Origin of the sequence: Sphaerisporangium sp. NBC_01403 (assembly GCF_045040145.1) — a bacterium.
GTDB classification, from domain to species: domain Bacteria; phylum Actinomycetota; class Actinomycetes; order Streptosporangiales; family Streptosporangiaceae; genus Sphaerisporangium; species Sphaerisporangium viridialbum.
This window is the reverse complement of record NZ_CP109534.1, coordinates 2,866,053-2,882,179: the sequence shown is the minus strand read 5'-3', so window position 1 is coordinate 2,882,179 and position 16,127 is coordinate 2,866,053. Positions and strand designations below refer to the sequence as shown.

The 16,127-nt window shown below is 69.5% G+C and carries 19 protein-coding genes and 1 pseudogene; 15 read left to right on the top strand and 5 right to left on the bottom strand.

Annotation, left to right across the window (positions count from 1 at the left end):
* Positions 1–58: 58 nt before the first annotated feature.
* The 7 genes and pseudogenes from OG589_RS12990 to OG589_RS12960 form a co-directional block, all read left to right on the top strand.
* A complete protein-coding gene (locus tag OG589_RS12990) occupies positions 59–700 on the top strand; it encodes a hemerythrin domain-containing protein (protein ID WP_405148948.1) in 642 nt (213 codons plus the stop codon).
* Positions 701–769: 69 nt separating this feature from the next.
* On the top strand, positions 770–1,195 hold the full coding sequence (locus tag OG589_RS12985; protein WP_358145873.1) for a DUF4267 domain-containing protein: 426 nt from the start codon (positions 770–772) through the stop codon (positions 1,193–1,195).
* 28 nt (positions 1,196–1,223) lie between these two features.
* Entirely contained in the window at positions 1,224–1,439 is a 216-nt protein-coding gene (locus OG589_RS12980; protein ID WP_405148946.1) for a DUF4267 domain-containing protein, read from the top strand.
* A gap of 137 nt (positions 1,440–1,576) precedes the next feature.
* Entirely contained in the window at positions 1,577–2,887 is a 1,311-nt protein-coding gene (locus tag OG589_RS12975) for an FAD-binding oxidoreductase (RefSeq protein WP_405148944.1), read from the top strand.
* Between the two features lie 143 nt (positions 2,888–3,030).
* Positions 3,031–3,342, top strand: a complete 312-nt coding sequence (locus tag OG589_RS12970; protein ID WP_405148942.1) for a hypothetical protein — start codon at positions 3,031–3,033, stop codon at positions 3,340–3,342.
* A gap of 62 nt (positions 3,343–3,404) precedes the next feature.
* Positions 3,405–3,566 (top strand): hypothetical protein, encoded by a 162-nt coding sequence (locus tag OG589_RS12965; RefSeq protein WP_405148941.1) that lies wholly within the window; start codon positions 3,405–3,407, stop codon positions 3,564–3,566.
* 148 nt (positions 3,567–3,714) lie between these two features.
* Positions 3,715–3,951, top strand: a pseudogene (locus OG589_RS12960) (ISAzo13-like element transposase-related protein); the annotation flags it as partial.
* 46 nt (positions 3,952–3,997) lie between these two features.
* On the opposite strand, the gene OG589_RS12955 reads toward OG589_RS12960, so the two are convergent.
* A complete protein-coding gene (locus tag OG589_RS12955) occupies positions 3,998–4,648 on the bottom strand; it encodes a TetR/AcrR family transcriptional regulator (RefSeq protein WP_405148939.1) in 651 nt (216 codons plus the stop codon).
* A 76-nt stretch (positions 4,649–4,724) separates the two neighbouring features.
* Here OG589_RS12955 and OG589_RS12950 point away from each other — a divergent pair, with 76 nt between their 5' ends.
* The 4 genes from OG589_RS12950 (at position 4,725) to OG589_RS12935 (ending at position 7,339) form a co-directional block, all read left to right on the top strand.
* Positions 4,725–5,408 carry a carboxymuconolactone decarboxylase family protein gene (locus OG589_RS12950; RefSeq protein WP_405148938.1) on the top strand — a complete coding sequence of 228 codons (684 nt, stop codon included), beginning with the start codon at positions 4,725–4,727 and terminating at the stop codon, positions 5,406–5,408.
* Between the two features lie 137 nt (positions 5,409–5,545).
* Entirely contained in the window at positions 5,546–5,776 is a 231-nt protein-coding gene (locus OG589_RS12945) for a hypothetical protein (protein WP_405148936.1), read from the top strand.
* 121 nt (positions 5,777–5,897) lie between these two features.
* Positions 5,898–6,239: a hypothetical protein gene (locus OG589_RS12940; RefSeq protein WP_405148935.1), complete on the top strand. Its 342-nt coding sequence runs from the start codon at positions 5,898–5,900 to the stop codon at positions 6,237–6,239.
* A gap of 65 nt (positions 6,240–6,304) precedes the next feature.
* Positions 6,305–7,339 carry a hypothetical protein gene (locus OG589_RS12935; protein ID WP_405152033.1) on the top strand — a complete coding sequence of 345 codons (1,035 nt, stop codon included), beginning with the start codon at positions 6,305–6,307 and terminating at the stop codon, positions 7,337–7,339.
* Positions 7,340–7,541: 202 nt separating this feature from the next.
* Here the strand turns inward: OG589_RS12935 and OG589_RS12930 are convergent, their stop codons facing one another.
* The 3 genes from OG589_RS12930 to OG589_RS12920 are packed head-to-tail and all read right to left on the bottom strand — an operon-like array spanning position 7,542 to position 11,030.
* Positions 7,542–9,326 (bottom strand): FAD-binding oxidoreductase, encoded by a 1,785-nt coding sequence (locus OG589_RS12930; RefSeq protein ID WP_405148933.1) that lies wholly within the window; start codon positions 9,324–9,326, stop codon positions 7,542–7,544.
* Between the two features lies 1 nt (position 9,327).
* The gene (locus OG589_RS12925) at positions 9,328–10,911 is read right to left on the bottom strand and encodes an MFS transporter (protein ID WP_405148932.1); all 1,584 of its coding nucleotides are present in this window, start codon (positions 10,909–10,911) and stop codon (positions 9,328–9,330) included.
* Positions 10,908–11,030: a hypothetical protein gene (locus tag OG589_RS12920; RefSeq protein ID WP_405148930.1), complete on the bottom strand. Its 123-nt coding sequence runs from the start codon at positions 11,028–11,030 to the stop codon at positions 10,908–10,910. Before OG589_RS12920 ends, OG589_RS12925 begins: the two co-directional genes overlap by 4 nt.
* A 106-nt stretch (positions 11,031–11,136) precedes the next feature.
* Between OG589_RS12920 and OG589_RS12915 the strand changes: the two genes are divergently transcribed.
* A complete protein-coding gene (locus tag OG589_RS12915; protein ID WP_405148928.1) occupies positions 11,137–11,598 on the top strand; it encodes a MarR family winged helix-turn-helix transcriptional regulator in 462 nt (153 codons plus the stop codon).
* Between the two features lie 552 nt (positions 11,599–12,150).
* Here OG589_RS12915 and OG589_RS12910 read toward each other — a convergent pair.
* Positions 12,151–13,380, bottom strand: a complete 1,230-nt coding sequence (locus tag OG589_RS12910; RefSeq protein WP_405148927.1) for a LuxR C-terminal-related transcriptional regulator — start codon at positions 13,378–13,380, stop codon at positions 12,151–12,153.
* A gap of 133 nt (positions 13,381–13,513) precedes the next feature.
* Here OG589_RS12910 and OG589_RS12905 point away from each other — a divergent pair, with 133 nt between their 5' ends.
* The 3 genes from OG589_RS12905 to OG589_RS12895 all read left to right on the top strand — a co-directional run bounded on the left by OG589_RS12905 (position 13,514) and on the right by OG589_RS12895 (position 15,981).
* Positions 13,514–14,188, top strand: a complete 675-nt coding sequence (locus tag OG589_RS12905) for a flavodoxin family protein (protein ID WP_405148926.1) — start codon at positions 13,514–13,516, stop codon at positions 14,186–14,188.
* Complete coding sequence (locus OG589_RS12900) at positions 14,189–14,278, top strand: hypothetical protein (RefSeq protein WP_405148925.1); 90 nt, start codon at positions 14,189–14,191, stop codon at positions 14,276–14,278.
* A 626-nt stretch (positions 14,279–14,904) separates the two neighbouring features.
* Positions 14,905–15,981 (top strand): RNA polymerase subunit sigma-70, encoded by a 1,077-nt coding sequence (locus OG589_RS12895; RefSeq protein WP_405148923.1) that lies wholly within the window; start codon positions 14,905–14,907, stop codon positions 15,979–15,981.
* Positions 15,982–16,127: the final 146 nt, after the last annotated feature.

Genomic DNA, 16,127 nt, shown 5'->3' with positions numbered 1-16,127 from the left:
CCCTCCAAATACCCGGGAGCAGCCTGAACACGTCGCAACCGATGAAGGGCGGGAACAGATGAGCGTCAACACCCAGGACATGGAGATCGTCCACCGCGTGCTCCGCCGTGAGTCACGGCTGCTGGTGGAGCTCGTCGCGGCCGTCGCCCCGGGTGACACCGCTCGCGCCAAGGTGATCGCCGACCACTTCCGCGTCTACCGGCTGGGCCTGCACAACCATCACGAGGGCGAGGACGAGCTGCTGTGGCCGCCGCTGCTGTCCCGGGTGGACCTGGAGGCCGACATCGTCCTGCGCATGCAGGCCCAGCACGAACGCATCGCGGCCACCCTGAGCAGGCTGGACGCCGCGGTCCCCGCCTGGGAGGCCACCGCGGGCGCCGACGAACGCGACACCCTGGTGGCCGCCCTCTCCGAGCACCGCGCGGTCCTGCTGGAACACCTCGACGACGAGGAGGCCACCCTCCTCCCGCTCGCGGCCAAGCACATCACACAACAGGAGTGGGCCTCTCTGGGCGACCACCTGGTAGCCAACACGCCCAAGTTCACCCTGCTCACCCTCTTCGGCCTCGTCCTGGAGGATGCGAACCCGGCCGAGCGCGCCACGCTCCTGTCCGCCCTTCCCGCTCCGGTACGCGGCATCTGGCACATCATCGGCCGCCCCCGCTACGCCCGCCACATCAGCCGCGTCCGCGCCGCCTGACCAGACCCACACGACTCCCAAGCCCACCAAGCTCCACGAAGCTCACAAAGACTCGCAAGGAGAAGAACAATGTCGCTGAAGAAGATCAACACCGTCCTGGCCGCCGCCTTCATCCTCTTCATCCTCTGGTTCGGGGTGGAGTTCATCCTGAGCCCGGAGACGACGGCGCCGGGCTTCGGCCTGCCGAGCTGGCCGTCCGGCGACGGCGACGGCTTCCTGATCATCAAGGGAATCCGCGACGTCGTCTTGGCCCTGGTCCTGGGCATCCTGCTGGTGACGGGCCACCGCCGGGCGCTGGGCTGGGTGCTGCTGGTGGAGGCCCTCGCCGCGTACGGCGACATGACCACCGTGCTGGCCCACCACGGCTCCGTGGCCACCGCGCTCGGCGTCCACGGCCTGACCGCGACGCTGATGGTGGTCAACGGCCTGCTGATGATGCGCGAGACCCGCAAGGTCGCGGCCGCTCCGGCGACGCCCGCCCCGCAGCCCGCCTGACGCCACCTTGGCGCGTGTCGGCGTTCGCGTGCGCGACATCGCCTCAGGGCTGTTCATCTTCATCGTGCTGGCCGGCGGGACGACCCACCTGCTGGGCTGGTTCATGTTGGCCGCCGGCGCCATAGCCGTCGGCGACGCGGTGATCGTGCTGCGCAGCAACGGTCCCAAGGCGGTCGCCTACGGCATCCACGGCGCCACCGCCGCGGTGATGCTGACGATCAGCGCGCTCCTGGTGATCGCGTAAACCACGCGGTCCGGCGGCCGGAGCTCTTTGAAGCGTCCCGCCATCCAGCAGCCGGTCGAGCTGGACCAGAACAGCGCGGTCAGGGCGCAACACGGTGTTCCTTCGCATTTGTGAGAACTCAAAAACGGGAGACGACGATGACGATCAACGATTTGCGCGGTGTCCTGAAGGGGCGCGTGCTTCTGGCCGGTGAGGACGGCTTTGAACAGGCGGCCACCGCGTGGAATCTGACTGTCAGGCAGCCGGTGGCGGCCGTGGTGGAAGCCGCGGATGCCGATGACGTGGCGGCGCTCGTGCGTTACGCGCGGCGGGCGGGTATGACGGTGACCGCGCAGCCGAGCGGGCATGGCGCCTCCGGTGATGTGGAAGGCCTGATCCTGCTGCGTACCGGCCTGCTGAACGAGGTGGAGGTACGCGCGGAGGAACGCGTGGCCCGGGTGGGCGCGGGCGCCAAGTGGGGGCAGGTGCTGGCGGCGGCCGGTCCGCTGGGTCTGACTGGCCTGTCCGGCAGCGCGCCGGGGGTCAGCGTGACCGGCTACACCCTGGGCGGTGGGGTCGGCTGGTTCAGCCGCAAGTACGGCTTCGCCTCCGACAGCGTGCGGGCTATCGACATCGTGGACGCCAATGGCGAGCCGGGCCGGGTGACCGCCGAGTCCGATCCCGAGCTGTTCTGGGCGCTGCGCGGCGGTGGCGGGGACTTCGCGGTGGTGACCGCCCTCGAACTCGAGCTGTATCCCGTGCCAGTCCTGTACGGCGGGCGCGTGATCTGGCCGGAGCACCGGACCAGGGAGGTGTACGACGCGTTCCTGGAGATCACCGCCGAGGCGCCGCGTGAACTCAGTGTCTGGATCAACCGGCTCCAGCCACCCGGCGCGCCGCCGATGGTGGCGCTGGATCTGGCCTACCTGGGTGAGGCGGCTCAGGGGGAGGACCTGCTGGCGCGCATCGACAAGATCGAGGGCGCGATCTCCGACAGCCGCGGCGTCGTCCCGGTTGCCGACCTGGGTGGCATCGCCGCCGAGCCCACCGATCCGGCCCCGTCCATCGCTCGTGCGGAGCTGCTCACCGGCCTGGACGCGGACGCGGTGGAGCTCCTGCTGGCCAAGCCGGTCGAACCGCTCATCAACGTGCAGATCAGGCACCTGGGCGGGGCGCTCGCCGAGCCGGGCGGCGGGGCCGGTGCGAGCGGCGCGGTGGCTGAGCCGTACCTGCTCGGCCTGGTGGGTCTCGGCGTGCCGCACGCGGCCGATGCGACGCGCGCCAAGCAGGCCGAGGTCGTGGCCGACCTGGAGGCCTACATCAGCGGCCGCAAGCCGTACACCCTGCTGTCCCCCGGTGACACGGCGGCGAAGTCCTTCTCCGGCAGCGCGCTCGCGCGGCTGCGGGAGATCAAGCGGGCCCGTGACCCGCACAACGTGTTCCGCGCGAACTACCCGGTGCTCGGATAGATCGGTTCCCAGCAGGTCACGGCCCCTCCGCCCACCGGGGCGGCGGGGCCGCACCGAACCCGCGTGACAGATGTCGCCGCGAGCACTGTGAAGGGCACACCCACACAGGAAGGACTCGCACAATGAGAGGTATCCGGTGCACCGTGGCGATCAGCAGATCCGCCGGCGCATCGGTGACCTCCCGCTCCCGCTCCACCAACAGCGCGGCCAGCAACGTCACCGCGGACGCCTGCGAACTGCGCGCACGGCGCCGCAGATGCGACGGCGACTCGACCGCAGCCCGCGCCCGCCAGGACGCCAGCACCTTCGGTGCCACGTCCGCGAACAGGTTCTCGGGTAGCCCCGATCGCGCGGATCGCGGTCAGCTTGTCGATCTCACGCAGCATCGACTCCAGGCTGATGTTGCCCGGCATCGCCTTGATCAGCGCCACCACCGAATCGCCCGTCCGCAGTGACCGGGCCCCGCACGAGGCTGGGCGGGGGACACCGGCGCGGCGCGCAGGCCAGGCGCCGGGAAGTGTGGCAGATCTCACCGATGAACGCCGGGCTCGCCGTCCAAGCAACCACCCACCTGTCCAGCCTGCCCCTCAGCCCCTGGGCCGGCCTGAGCGTACTGGCCGCATGGGCCACCGCGGCGCTCCTGGGCGGCGGGCTGCTGCTGCGGGCACGCGATGCATAAGGATAAGAGGTCCCCATCGAGCATTTTGTTAGGGGCTCTTGAAGGCCTTGCAGATGATTAACCCGTAGCTTTCGGGGATATCGCTGGTTGATCTGGTGTGGGCGTAGCAACTGGGACTGTGGCGTTGCTGGCGGCGAAGTTCGAGGCGATCTTTCCGCATCTGGATGAGCGGCAGCGTCGGTTGCTGATGGGTGCCGAGGCGCGCGCTGGACGACGCTGTCTACCCGCCGCCTGGCCAGGGAGTTGACGGGTCAGGGGCGCCGGATCTCCGCGGACAGCGGACCTGCTGCGCGAGGAGAGTTTCAGCCTCCAAAGCGACGTCAAGACCTTGGAGGGCAAGCAGAACCTCGACCGGGACGCCCAGTTCTGTTACCTCAACGAGCAGGTGATCCTCAACCCGCTGGTTGGGGCCAGGGCCTCCCACGGGACGGTCAGTCCGGCCGGCAGCCGGGGGTCGGCGGGAGGCCGACGAGCTTGGCCAGGAAACGATCGACCTGTACCTCCAGTGGCGGCCACGGCAGGTCGGGCTGATTGACCCGCATCGACACGGCCCCGTGCACCGCCGCCCTCAGATCCAGTGAGACCGCTGCGGCGTCGTCGGCCGGGGCGAGCCCGGCGTCGATGCACCGCTGCACCGCGGCGGTGGTGCGCTCGGCCAGTTCTTGCTTGAACGACATGGCCACCCGCTGGTTAAGCGTGCTCTCGTGCAGCACCTTGTACAGACCGGGGTGCCGTTGGACCCACCTGCCCAGCAGCAGGACGCGGGCACGCAACTTCGCCGCCGGATCGGCGGCATCGGTCTCGGCCTCATCGATGGCCTCCACGAGTTCGCGATGGAACCTCTCCAAGGCGGCCAGTACGAGCGCGTCCCGGTCGGCGAAGTGAATGTATACAGACGTCGCCGCGACGCCGACCTCCCGGGCCACCGCGCGCATGGACAGAGCCTGGTCGTCGCCGAGTTCGTCCAGCAGCCGCAGGGCGGCGCCGACGATGTCCTCGCGCAGCTGCTCGCCCTGGCCGCGTGGGTTGCGGCCGCGCTTGACACCGCGAGGGCCGGCCGGGGCGGAAGAGGTCTTGTCCATGGTGGCCCAATTGTAGGCGAACGACCGTTGCACTACAGTTGTAGCGCTACATGCATTCACATACGGAGGAGTTCCCATGGAAAACCAGGTGAAGGTACTGGACTCGGTGTTCGCCGAGATGAGCGCCGCCACCGACCGCCTGCTCTGGGACGAGATCCCGGAGCTGACCATGCGCGAGAAGGTCCTGCTGTGCCTCACCGCCGACGTCTGCCAGCAGACCCTCGGCCTGCCCTTCCAACAGCACGTGACGATGGCGGCAGACTGCGGCTTGTCGGCCGACGACCTACGCGAAGCGCTCCGCTTCGTCGCCTACGACAGCGGCTACCCCGCCACCCTGGCGGCGCTCGCCCGCCTGACCGACCTGGAACGGGAGCACGCCCTACCCGCCCCCACCGGCCAGGGCCACGAGGTGAACGCCAACGGAACGGGCAGCCCGCTCCCCGACCCGATGCGGCAGGCCGTGGCCGCGCTCGACGCACCGTTCGGCATCTACATGGATCTGCAGTCGCGGATGCGCGCCGACATGCGGCTCCTGTCGGTCCGTGAGCGCGCGTTCATCACGATGACCGTCGACGTGCTCTTCCAGACCCTGCAGGAGAGCTTCCGCGCCCACGTGACGCGCGCCCTCGGCGCCGGCGCCACACCGGACGAGGCCCGTGCCGTCGTACGGTTCTCCGCACAGTTCGGCATGACCAAGGCATGGCGCGCCATGCACGTGCTCGACGCCCTGCTCACCGAACTCGGCGCCGCCCGGATCTGACACGCAAGGGAGGCGCTTTCGGCGGACCGTGGACGACGCGCCGGAGGTGCTGCGCCGGATCCGGCGGCCGCTGGCCCACTACCGCGCCACCGAGCCGGCGCTTCCCGCCTGGTGCGAGGCGGGGCAGCCTGGCCTCGGTGGACGCGTGGGTACCTCCATGGAGGGCGCAGTCGGCACAGTCGGCGTCCGAAGCCACGCCACGTCCGGCCCAGGTGCCCGCGGGGCCGGTGTCCGAGCTGCTGGTGGGGCATTCCGCGGCGTGCGACGCGGTGGCGGAGCTGCTCGGGTGCGACGGAGGGTGGCAGGCTCCCGTGGCCCGCGCGTCCGATCACCCGGAGGTGAGCGCGCTGCTGGCCGGGCATTCCTAGCCTGCCCTGGCCGTGGCGAGCTCCTCGCCTAGCCCTGCCTGGATCCAAGCAAGTTCCGGAGCTTCGGGAGCATATCGGACAATGATCTATGATTCTGGCTGAGTTGTTTGGGGGTTAACGGGTGGGACTCGAACTGGAAGTCGATCAGGTATCGCTGACCGGTGCCCGGCAGCGCATGCAAGACCCGGTTGACCTGTTCGGACGGCACACGGATGCGTTGATGAAAGCCGTCACCGGCGGTGCGCGCTCGCCATGGGGCATCGGTGTCATCGGCATGGCCATGGACCAGATCAACGAGACGCTCAGCGAGGCATGCGGTCACCTTCATGCGAATCTCGGTGAGACCGGCGCGTGCATCCAGGAGATGGCCGACCGGGGGCATGCCACGGAGCTCGCCAACACGGCCGCCATCCAGGCCGTCGGCCACGGTCTGGACCCCTCCACCCAGCAGCGCTCGGTATGAGCTGTTCATCGCGAACACCGCTGAGGTGGCGTGAGTAGTGGGCGGGGGCCGACCCGGTGGCGGTGATGCTTCCGGCCGAGCTGGAGACCGCGTTCCAGATGCTCGGTGCGCCGTGGCCCACCGAGGACGAGGACGGGCTGCGCGAGTGCGCCACCGCGTACCGATCGTGCGCCACCGCGCTCGCCACCGACGTCATCCCGGGCGCGCAGGGAGCGATCTCGTTCGCCGCCACGGAGAACATCGGCGGCCACATCGACGCGCTCACCTCCTTCTGGGCCGACTACCACCGCGACGGCGACGATTCGGCACACCTGCCCAGCCTCGCCACCACCCTGCACGCCCTCGCCGACAGCCACGACGCGGCCGCCACCCTCGTCGAGGCGCTCAAGATCGCCCTCATCGCCGCAGCCGGGATCGTGGCCGCCATCCTGGTGTGGGCCGCCGCGGCGGCCACGGTCACCGCCGGTATGGCCCTTGTCCAGGCGCGCACGGCCATCACCGGCTCGCGGGTGTTCGCCCAGCGCTCCGTGGCCGTCTTCCGCCGTGAGCTCGAACGGTTCTTCGGCAAGACCCTGATCCGAGGCGTCGAGAGCCGCCTCCGCCGTATCCTCAGGGCCAAGGCCCCCATCCAGCTGCGGATGCGGCTGGCCCGCCGCCCGGACCCGCTGAGGGCGGCGGCCAACCGGAACGTCGACGTCAAGGCGATCACGCCCACTCCGGTGTGGCGGACCGACCGGCTCATCGTCAGACGCGCCGACGACCGCCACCCCGACGAGGTCTTCGGGCCGGGCTTCCACCCGCGTAACCCCGGCAACACCGATCTCGAGTCCCATCTGCGGTTCGAGGAGTCGGCGTTCGTCGGCACCACCCGGCTCGACAATCCGATGGACATCTTCCCCATGAGATACCTGTACGACGTGGACGCGCCGGGAGGCATCGACATCGTCGAGACCATGGGAAGCGCCCTTCGCACCGGGCACCAGCGGGAGGTGGCGTTCCCCGGCGGCATCGAGGGACGGTTCATCAGAGGGGCACGCCCCTACGACGCCGCGACGGAGACATTCGGGGACTACGTGAACAACCCCCACTACAGTCCCTGATCACAGCCGGTGCCTCAGGGAGGAGCGATCTGCAAGCCGGTTGAGAACGATCTACAAGCCGGTGGAGAACAGGTCCGCGATTTCGGCCGCGCTCAGCGCTCGGCTGTAGACCCGCAGTGAGTCGACCGCTCTTGAAGCGTATGGGGTTGAATCAGCTCGCGCTGCTGGTACATGTCGATCCTTACCTCATGTCCTGCGCCGTTCAGGATCGGGTGCGCTCACCATTACTGAACGGCGGGATGTTGTGGTTGATACGGAATAGGTGGTTCGGGTCGTACTTCGTCTTCAGCGCGGCCAGCCGCCGGTAGTCCGCCTCGGTGTAGGCCCGCCTGACCCGCTCGGGAGCCGAGTCGTGGTCGAACAGGAACCCCGGAAGCATGGCGCCGGTGTCCCACCGCCGGAGCCGCTCCAGCATCTCGTCGGCGGCCTTGCGCACCGCGTCGGCCTGCTCGGCCGGAGCCGGCATCCGCATCCACAGGTGGAAGGCCGCGCCCTGGGTGCTGACCGCGTGCGAGCGGCCGGGCGGCCGGTTCAGCGCCCCGCCTAGGTGACGTAGCTCGATGCCGGGGAACGGGCCCCCGGGCGTCGACGGGTCGATGAACGAGACCAGCTCCTCCACGGCCTCGTCATCCAGTTCGTGCAACAACGCGCCGCGCAGGTGCGCCATGACCGGGTTCTTGGGGTCTTGATAGATCTCGGTGATCTGCGTGTACGGCATGGCGCCGCAGGTGTCCTTCTCCGGGCCGAGCGCACGCAACGGCTCCACCAGCCGCGCGCCCTGCTCCTCGTCCCCCATGTAGACCACCCGGACCTGCACGAACGAGCGGCCACGGAACCCCTCGGGCAGCTGCGGCGCGTCGGGGAAGCGCAGCAGCGTCACAGAGGACGACATCTCCTCCGGCTGCTCCTTGACCCAGGCCAGGTAGGAGCCGAGCACGTGGGCGGCGTGCCTGGGGTCCTCGCCCGGGTAGTAAAGCTCACCACCGTAGATGGTGCGCAGCGGCAGCAGCTCGATCTCGGCCGCGACCACGACACCGAAGTTGCTCTTGCCACCCCGCACCGCCCAGAACAGGTCGGGCTCCTGGGTGGGCGAGACGGTGCGGAGCAGGCCATCGGCGGTGACGATGTCGAGCGAGGGGACGTAGTCGGCGGCGAAGCCGTACGTACGGCAGGCCAGCGGGAGCCCGCCGCCGGTCAGGTAGCCCATCACCCCGACCTGGTCGGAGGAGCCGCACAGGGGCGCGAGGCCGTGCTCGGCTGCTGCGGTGAGCACTTCACCCCACCGCAGCCCGGCTCCGATCCTTGCGGTGCCGGCACGCGGGTCCACCGACAGCTCGCGCAGCTCCCCGGTGGCGATGAACACGGCTTCATCCGCAGGCACCGACTTGCCGTGCCCGGTCGACTGCACCGCGACCGGGCGTCCTGCCTCCGCCGCGAACCGGACGGCAGCGGCCACGTCATCGGCGTCGGCGGCGACCACGACCGCCGCGGGCCGGTGCTCGACCGTCAGCAACCAGCCGGAGCAGGCCTCCTCAAAGCCCTCGTCACCGGGGTAGAGCGTGCGCCCCCGGATCGGCGCGCGCAGGCTCACCACGCCGTGCCAGGCCGCCTGCCCGCCGGCGAGGCGGTCGCCGGTGAACGCGGCCGAGGTGGTGGTGTGCACCAGCACGCCGTCGGGGGTGTACACCCTGGCGGTGCCGATCCCGCGATATACGGCCCCCTCGAGGTGAGCCTCGACATGGATCCGCACGCGGCCCGAGTGGCCTGCGGCCGGAGTGAAAATCTCGGTGAGCTCGTAGGAGAACCGGCCGGGCTGCCATGCGCTCCAGACCCCGGTGCCCACGCTGAGGAGGGTGCGCAGCGCAACTGTGCCGTCGGGCGCGAACGAGATGGTGAAGGAGTCGGTCTCGTCGTCGCGGTGCATCAGACCGGTCCAGACCCCCACGAGGGTCTGGACCGCGTCGGCTGCGGGGTTCGTGTCCGGCATGTCAGTTATCCGCCTTCTCGAAGGACTTCGCCTGGTCGTCCGCGGGCGGCGGAGGGCTCGGCATCCGGGCGTTGCGCAGCAGGGTCGCGGCCGCGGTGGCCAGCAGCACGGCGAGCACCGCCCCAACGATCGCGGTCGTCTGCAGGCCGTGCACAAAGGCCTCACGGGCCACCGCCAACAGCCCGGAGCCCTGGGCGGCCGGTAGCTCGCGGGCGACGTTGACAGCGGTGGCGAGGGTGTCCTTGGCCATCTCGACGACGCGGGCGGGCAGCCCCTCGGGGATCCTGTCGGCCAGGTTCGCCCGGTACACCGCGAAGCCGACGCTGCCGATCACCGCGACGCCCAGCGCGCTGCCGAGCTCGGTGCCGGTCGAGGCCATCGCGGATGCGGCACCGGCCCGCTCGGGTAGGGCGGCTCTCACGATCAGTCCGGTGCCCAGCGAGACCATCGGCCCGAGCCCGAGCCCGATGACGGCCGCCCCGGCCACCGCGACATACAGGTCGGAGGGACCACTGACCTGGGTCAGCACCACCATGCCGACCGCGGCGACCACCAGGCCGCCGGCGAGCAGCGTGCTCAGCTTCATGCGGCCCGTGAGGGCAGGGGCCGACATCGCGCCGATCATGACCGCAATGGTGGTGGGCAGCGACCAGAGCCCGGCCTGGAGCGGGGTAAACCCGCGCACCAGCTGCAGGTACTGCATGACGAAGAACTGCGAGCCCGCGGAGAGCAGGGTCGCCAGCACGAGCATGCCAAGGGCGGTGCCGAACAGGCCGTTGCGGAACAGCGAGAGGTCGACCAGCGGCTGCTCGAGCCGGCTCTGGCGATAGAGGAAGAGCGCCGCCAGCGCCAGGCCGACGACGATGGCGATGCCCGACTCGGGGCGCAGGCCGTCCTCGGCGATCCGCTTGAGACCGAAGATCAGGGCAAGGATCCCGACGATGGACATGATCGCGCTGGTGAGGTCCGGGCGGGAGACCGACTCGTCCCGATACTCCGGCAGCACGAGCGGGCCGAACACGATCAGCAGCAGCATGACCGGGACGCCGAGCAGGAAGACCGAGCCCCACCAGAACAGCTCCAGGAATGTGCCACCGACCAGCGGTCCGATCACCGTGCCGAGGCCGAAGAAGCCGGTCCAGGCCCCAATCGCAGCACCCTGCTGCTTGGGGTCCTGGAACATGATCCGGATCAGGGAGAGGGTGGAAGGCATCAGCGTGGAGCCCGCGATGCCCAGCAGCGCCCGGGCAGCGATGAGCATCGCCGGGTTGACCGCGAACGCCGAGAGCACCGAGGCCGCGCCGAACGCGACCGCGCCGATCAGCAGCAGCCGCCGGCGGCCGACCCTGTCCCCGATCGCGCCCATGGTGATGAGGAAGCCGGCGATGACGAAACCGTAGATGTCCACGATCCACAGCAACTCGGTGTTGCCGGGCCGCAGGTCGGCGGTGAGGGTGGGCAGCGCCAGATGCAGCACGGTCAGGTCCATGGCGATGAGCATGGTGGGAAGCGCCAAGATCGCCAGCCCGAGCCATTCTCTTCGGGTCGCCCGCGGTGCGGCCTCCGTACCGACGTCGGTACTCAAAGGAATCTCCTTGCATTGTGGTTGAAGGTTGAGGTCTGGCCGGTGGCCACGGTGCCGAGCGCCATCCAGCGACGTGGTGGCGGCGCGCTGTCCGGCGCCTTGATGGTGGCTGTGCTCATGGGAGATCACACCTCTACACGACAAAAATGTTGGACTGGCCAACGTTGGCTCGGCCAACAATAAACCTAATCGTGGGCGCGGCCAACAACTTGCTAGATTGCTTCTGTGGACACCGCAGAGGGAACGCCACCGCCGCAGCGGCTGCGCACGCTGCCGAGCAGGTTGACCAACCAGGCAGCACTGACCGCCAACCGGATCGTGGATCAAGCGCTCGCCCAAGCCGGCGTTCGGCGCTACCACTACTCCCTGCTCGCCGCGCTAGAGGAGTACGGCCCGGCCAGCCAGGCCGCCCTCGGTCGCCGCACCGGCATCGACCGCAGCGACATGGTGGCGACCGTCAACGACCTCGCCGAACGGCAACTCCTCAAGCGCGCACCCGACCCAGAAGACCGAAGACGCAACATCATCACCATCACCGCGGCGGGCCGAAGGCAACTCACCCACCTCGACCGGCTACTCGCCGCCGCCCAAGACGAGTTCCTCGCCCCGCTGCCCGCGGCCGACCGGCGGAACCTGATCGACCTGCTCACCCGCCTCGTCGAGCACCGCGGCGACAAGCACCACTGATGCAGCCTTCCTCCAGGCCGGCCGAATGGACGTCCGACAGACGCTGCGCGCCGTTACCGTGCCGCTGAACGGCTTGTCTCGCGGATGGTTGAAACTCCGCCTTCAGAATCCGACGCCCGACTTCGATTGATCCATTCGCGAGTCCCCAGAGTCCTGGATGACCCATGTCGGTCCGAGGACTTCATGATCAACAGTTTGGCCCCTGGCCGCAGAGTTCTTAGTAGCGCCTCTCCAGTCCGGCGTCTGGTGCGACACGGCGTGGATCGCGGTACGGCCATTCTCGAGGGTCCAGATCTGCTCGTACCAGGGGTCATCGTTGATTGCGGCGATCTCAAGAAGCCACTCGTGATCCCAGGTAAATGCTGAAAGGGGGTCGGTGACACCGGTGGGGAGATGCAGCAAGGTGACGGGACGGGGAACCTCCCGCTCGGGGAGGCCCGGCCGTACCGTGACCCAGTCCCCCACGCCGTCCCCAGGTTGAGATCGGCTTCATGCGAGGTTCCAGCGCCAGCGCGCCACCGTCTCGGCGACCCTTTCGGACACAGTCGGCCGTCATGGGGTGCGACCGTGGGCCAGGGCGGCGGCCTCGCCTCGCGAGCTCACGCCGAGCTTGCTGAGGATGTTGGCGACGTGGAACTTGACCGTGTTCTCGCTGATGCTCAGCCGTGTGGCGATCACCCGGTTACGGTGGCCGAGCGCCAGTTGGTGAAGGACGTCGCGTTCGCGCGGGTTGAGGGCGTCCAGCGGGCCCGGGGGCTGGGGGCGTACCGGACCGAACGGAAGGTCTGCGGTGATCGTCGTGCCCCAGCCCGGGACCGCGTCCACGCCGAGCGTTCCGCCCAGCACCGCCACCCGGTCGCGCAGGCGGTGCACTGACAGGGCGTCGGCCGCCAGCGAGCCGGGACCGTCGTCGCGCATGGTCACCCGCAGCAGCGAGTCCTCCACCTCCCAGGCGAGCCTGACCCTGCTCAGCCCGCCCTGCTGGAGCATCGCCAGCACCGCACCCCGCACCACGGACCTGGCCGCTCTGGCCACCTCGTAGGGCAACGGCCTGCCCCGCTGATCCGGCCCCGCCAGCTCCAGCGTGAGATCGTGATAGCGGGTGAGCAGAGAGAGCTTCTCCGCCAGCACGTCGAACGCCCGGCCCGCCGCCTCCTCCCCCAGGTCGCGCTCGCCGCCCGCCCTGGTCTCGAGGAGCGCGGGCACGGCCAGTTCGATCGCGACGCGCCGGGCCGCGGCGTCGTCGAGCCGCCTGGATCGCAGGACGCCGAGCAGCGAGGTCAGCGTCGTGGCGTGGGCGTCGGCGAGGTCCTCGACGGCCGTGACAGACGGGCCCGTCACGTCATGCGGCTCGGCGTGCGACACGCGGTCGGCCAGGTGCACGGTCGTCAGCTCGACGAGCTTCGTCACGATCTCCCGCACGTCAGGTTCCGGTGGGCCGGTGCCGGTCGTGACGACGGCGAGCAGGCCGCCCGTGGTCTTCGGCGGCTTGACGGCCACGGCCAACACCGGCCGCTCGACCCCCGCCAGCGTGAACGGGCCGAACCAGGGACGATCGACGGCCACCAGGGGGACCAGGCGGCTCACCTCGTCGGCGCTCACCCCGTCGATCCCGTGGATGAGCAGCGGGGACATCAGCAGGCAGTCCCCGGTGAACAACACGAGCCCCTCGTGCGGCACCAGGGCGGACAGCACGGCCGACAACTCCGGCAGGACGCCGTCGAGCGGCGCCCGCACCACCCTCAGCGCCGCCGTCAGGGCGGCCGACCACGACTCCGCCATGGCCCCGATGGTAGTAGGTCCCTTCCCCTGGTCCGCCCACTCGTTCGGGTGGGTAGGCCCACCCGAACGGCCGGTCCGCGAAGGGGCCGTGGCGGCCAAGCTGTGCGCGTACGTCCTGACGAAAGGAATCGCAATGAAGAACGAGTCGACGCTGGTGGTGGTGGCCTACCACAGTGGGTACGGGCACACGGCCCGGCTGGCCGAGTCGGTACGCACGGGAGCGGCGTCCGTGGACGGCACCAAGGTGGAGCTGGTCTCGGTGGACGGCATCACCGAACAGGAATGGTCGCTGCTGGACACGGCGGACGCCATCGTGTTCGGGTCGCCGACGTACATGGGGTCGGCCAGCCCGCAGTTCCACACGTTCGCCCGGGACTCGGTGCAGCGCTGGACGGAGCAGGCCTGGACGGAGCAGGCCTGGACGGAGCAGGCCTGGACGGAGCAGGCCTGGACGGAGCAGGCCTGGACGAACAAGCTGGCCGCGGGGTTCACGAACTCGGGGTCCAAGAGCGGGGACAAGCTGCACACACTGGAGTACATGGCGCTGCTGGCGGCCCAGCACGGCATGCTCTGGGTCAGTCTCGGGCTGGTGTCCGGGTGGAATTCCAGCACCTCCGACGAGAACGCGCTCAACCGGCTCGGCGTCTGGCTGGGAGCGGCGGCGGCCTCGAACATCGACGAGGGTCCGGAGCTGATGCACGACTCGGACCTCCGGACGGCCGAACACCTGGGCCGCCGGGTCGCCGAGCAGGCCCGCCGCCTTTGCCAGGACCCGGCGCTCCCCACAGGGCGGGAAGCCCGGATGTGAATGGGAGTGGCGTTCGGCCCGGATGGGCGCACCCTGGCCAGCGGCGGCTGGGACGGGATGGTCCGGTTGTGGCGCATCGAGACCGCGTAGCGCAGCAGGGCACGCCCAGGCGCCGATACGAGTCCAGCCGAGATAGGGGTACGGCGCAGCCTGGATGTGATCATGGGTCGAGCCCGTCTTCCCGCGGTCGACTGGGCTCGGACCAGTGTTGGGCCTGCTGGGCTATGCGATGCCAGCTCATCACGACGCCACCCTCACCATCGCATCACTGCAGATGGCGGCCGTCACCCGGGCGGGAACGTGCTCAGCTGGAGTCCGGCCAGCGAGGCCGAGGAGCGCGCCGACATGAAGCAACTCCAAGCTCAGCGCGACGCTGTGACCGCGCCACCGCTGGTCTGAACCGTCGGTTAGGCGTCCTGTCCGACCTCGGCGAGGCCGCGCGGGTGACTGACCTCGCCGAGGCGGCGTCTGGTTTGGCATCGCGGTCGGAGGCGCGCCGATGCGGCCCCTAAGTAGCAGGCGCCGAGAAACAACGCTTAGCCGTGCTGGCCCCACCTCGACATCGAGGGTGTGCCCGACCCGGAGCACGTTCCCTGGATCGACCCCGACTCATCCGGCCTGGCGAACGGCCCGGTGTCAGCGGCTTCACCGATCAGAAATCCTCCGCCACGTCGTCAGTTCTGTTAGCCCTCGCACCGGTGGAAGGATTGATGACCATGACCGACACCAGACCGCTGGGCGCCGACGAGGCCACGTTCCTCGCGGCGGTCCGCTCAGGCGACACGGCGCGGTTCGCACTCATCACGGAGCGCCACCGGCGTGAGCTGCAGGTGCACTGCTATCGGATGCTCGCGAACTACGAGGACGCCCAGGACCTGACGCAGGAGACGTTCCTGCGAGCTTGGAACAAGCGGGAGTCGTTCAAGGGCCACGCGGCCCTGCGGACCTGGCTGTACCGGATCGCGACGAACGCCTGCCTCGACTTCCTGGAGAAGCGCAACGACCGCACACCCGTACCGTCCGAGCTGCCGGACCCCGGCTCCGAGGTGCTGTACCTGCAGCCCTACCCCGACCGGATGCTCCCCGAGGACCCGCAGGAATCGGTGGTGGCGCGGGAGACGATCGAGCTGGCGTTCATCGTCGCCGTCCAGCACCTGCCGCCGCGGCAGCGGGCGGTGTTCATCCTGCGCGACGTCCTCGGCTGGCCGGCGTCGAAGGCCGCCGACGCCCTCGAGCTGACCGTCGCATCGGTGACCAGCGCACTGCAGCGGGCGCGTGTGACGATGCGCGAGCAGCTGCCCGACCGCCGCCTCGACTGGCGGAGCCCCGCCACCCACGAGCTGTCGAATGACGAGCGCGGCGTGGTGAAGTCGTATATCGACGCCCATGAGCGCAACGACCTCGACGGGCTGATGTCCCTGCTGCGCGACGACCTGCGCTTCGCGATGCTGCCCGAGCCGGGAACCTCGGTCATCACGGCCAAGGACGCGGTGGACGGCTGGGTCTCCGGTGGGCTCTTCCAGCGCGGCCACGACGACTGGCGCTGTATCACCACGACGGTCAACCGCATGCCTGCCGCCGTGCTGTACCTCCGCACCCCCGACGACCCGGAGTACCGGCTATTTACCATCGCGGTCCTGCACATCGTCGACAGGAAGATCGCCGAGCTCACCGGATTCGACGCCACCGACAAACCATGGCTGGGCCTGCCCCCGACACTGTCATCAGACAAAAGCCCCATCGTCGACGAGTCCAGCGCACGGGCCGCCGTCACCGAAGTCACCGCGGAATGAGCACCCCGACCAGCTGAACACCAACGCGACACCGCGAACACCACCGCCCCGCCGGCGTTGCCGGCGGGGCATCTTCATGCCCGAAGAACATCGTCACAATCAACGACGCCGTCGCCCTCATCTCCAGCAAGTCGGTCAACAGCTCA